The organism is Actinoplanes sp. NPDC051633 (genome assembly GCF_040681735.1).
GTDB lineage: Bacteria > Actinomycetota > Actinomycetes > Mycobacteriales > Micromonosporaceae > Actinoplanes.
Genome location: NZ_JBFAZH010001103.1, coordinates 1 through 2564, shown reverse-complemented (window position 1 = coordinate 2564; position 2564 = coordinate 1). Strand labels below are relative to the sequence as shown.

Sequence of the window (2564 nt, the reverse complement as noted above, 5' to 3'; positions counted from 1 at the left end):
AGTTGCTGGTCAAGGGCCTGATCGCGCTGGTGGCGATCGGCATCATCGGCATCGCGGGCGCCTACGCGGTCGCCGGTCGCGCCCTGCGCCCGCTGCACAGCGTCACTGCCACGGCCCGCCGGCTCGGCGAGGAGACGCTCGATCAGCGGATCCGCTACTCGGGCGCGGACGACGAGGTGGCCGAGCTGGCGCGGACCTTCGACGCGATGCTGGACAGGCTGGCCGGGGCCTTCGAGTCGCAGAAACGGTTCGTCGCCAACGCGTCGCACGAGCTGCGGACGCCACTGGCCGTGATGCGTACCGAGATCGACGTGACGCTCAGCGACGACGAGGCTGACGTGGCCGAGTACCGCCGGATGGCCAAGGTCGTGCGAAACGCCTCCGAGCGGGCGAACGGGCTGGTCGACGCGCTGCTCGTGCTGGCCCGCAGCGAGGCGCAGTCGGGGCGCCGGCTGGTCCGCAAGGTGCCGGCCGACCTGGCGACCAGCGTCTACAACGCGCTGTCCGCGGTAAAGGCGGAGGCGGAGCGGCTCAAGCTCGACGTGCAGACCGACCTCGAGCCGGCGCCCGTGGTGGGCGATCCGAGCCTGCTCGACCGGCTGGCCGGCAACCTGATCGAGAACGCGATCCGATACAACCATCTGATGGGCCGGCTCTGGCTGCGGACGTCCACGCAGGGTGGGCAGGCGGTGCTGGTCGTCGGCAACACGGGGTACGAGGTGGAGCCGGCCGACGTGCCCGGGTTGTTCGAGCCGTTCCGGCGGGGCGGCTGGGAGCGCACCGGGTCGCGCGGGTCGGGGCTGGGGCTGTCGATCGTCCGGGCGGTGTGCGACGCGCATGGCGGGACGGTGTCGGCGGTGGCCCAGCCGGGCGGCGGGCTCGAGGTGACGGTGTCGCTGCCCGGCGCCGACACGACCCCCGTGGTGGCCGCGTCGGCGACGGTGCCGCGTACCAAGAAGAACCTGGGCGTCGCCCCGACCGCTTAACCTTTGGCTTTGGCCGGCGCGCGTCGCGGCTGGGACGTCGCCCGGGCGGTCGTGGTGGCGCGTGGTGTGGTGGATCGTGCGGCGGCCGTCGCGCGGGGGCGCTTGGTGGCCGCGGGTTTGAGCTCCGGGATGCTTTCGCCCGGCGGGGTTGTGCCGCCAGCGGGCGCCTTGTGCGGCAGCAGGCCGGCGAGCTCGGCCGCCAGCGACAACGATGCGGCCGGGACCGGCTTGAGCGGCGCGACCGGCTCGGGGATCAGCCCGGGGACTGCGGCGGGCACGGCGGCGGGCACCGCGGGCACTGCGGCGGGCACGGCGGGCACCGCGGTGGGCTGCGCTGCGGCCGGCTCGGCGGAGAGCGTCTGGATGCGGCCGGCCAGCTCGACCAGGCAGATGCTGGCCACCACGATCAGGCCGTCCACCGACAGCGGCAGCAGGTAGGGCGACGCGCCCGTCTCGCCGTAGCGGGCCGCCACCCCGGCCATGTGCCAGTACGACACCCAGGCGGCGATCCCGGCGATGACGGCCGTGGCGGCGAACCGGGTGAACGCCAGCGCCCGCCGGTGCACCGGAACCCGCGAGATCAGCTCCACGGTGAGCAGCAGCGCCAGCGGCGGCCACGCGGCGATCGCCTGGCTGATCGGGTTGTCCCGGGCGTGCAGCACGTTCGCCGTCACCGATGCGGCGACGCCGAGCAGCAGGGTCGCGCGGACCGCCCAGCGGACGCGGCGCAGCTGTGACAGTGGCACCGGACAACTCCTTCACCGACAGAGGGCTCGATCAGCGGCCCATCCTGACGGGTGAATATGACGACACGGTTGTCCGCGGAGAACCGCGTCGCGTTCGTGTCTGGAGCGATACGACGATGTGACCGCGCCGGCGCGTGTGTCAGCTTGACTTCTCGACCTGTCCGCGGAGAGTGATGAACTCGCGCTTCGCCTCGGACAGCGATGTGTAGAACCAGATGAACCAGCCCGCGCTGCCCTTGTCGGCCCAGCCGCAGAGCACCATGTCCACCTCGGCGCGGGCCTTGCCGCACTTCGCCGTGCCGCCGAGCGGGCCGGGGCTGACGGTGGTCCGGTTGGTGATCGTCAGATCGGCGGGGAACACCACGGCCGGCGCCGCCAGTGGGACCGCGACGGCCGCGGCCACGACGACGTTGCGCTTCGCGGCCGTCCCGTACACCGCGCCGACCGTATCGGTCGCCTTGGGAATGTCCTCGAGGGTGGACTCGAGCTCGTCGGTCATCTTGTCGAACTCGGTGTCGGACGACAGCGCACGACCGCCCAGCGTCGCCGGCTCGACCACGGTGATCTTCGACGGGGGCGTCCCGGTGGGCGTCCGGGTGGGCGTCTGGGTGGGATAGGCCGTCTCGCCGATGCCGGACGAGCCGATCGAGTTGGCCGTGTTGCGGGCGATCAGGACGGCCGCCACGCTGCCGCCGACGCAGAGCACGAGCACGACCGCGACGGACAGCAGGGTGATCGGGACGGCCCGGGACTTCGGGGGCGGCACGATCGGATAGCCCGGCTGCGGGTACGGCTGCGTCGGATGCGGGCCGCGATACGGGGGCCCGCCCTG

3 protein-coding genes are annotated in these 2564 nt (G+C 72.9%); 1 reads left to right on the top strand and 2 read right to left on the bottom strand.

Annotated elements, in window-relative coordinates:
• Positions 1-986: HAMP domain-containing sensor histidine kinase (locus AB0M20_RS37545; RefSeq protein ID WP_364305563.1), on the top strand; the 986-nt coding region annotated here is incomplete at its 5' end.
• Here the strand turns inward: AB0M20_RS37545 and AB0M20_RS37540 are convergent.
• The gene (locus tag AB0M20_RS37540) at positions 983-1732 is read right to left on the bottom strand and encodes a DUF2637 domain-containing protein (RefSeq protein WP_364305561.1); all 750 of its coding nucleotides are present in this window, start codon (positions 1730-1732) and stop codon (positions 983-985) included. The genes AB0M20_RS37545 and AB0M20_RS37540 overlap by 4 nt on opposite strands.
• A 139-nt stretch (positions 1733-1871) precedes the next feature.
• Positions 1872-2564, bottom strand: a 693-nt coding sequence (locus AB0M20_RS37535) for a hypothetical protein (RefSeq protein ID WP_364305560.1), incomplete at its 5' end; no start/stop codon positions are given.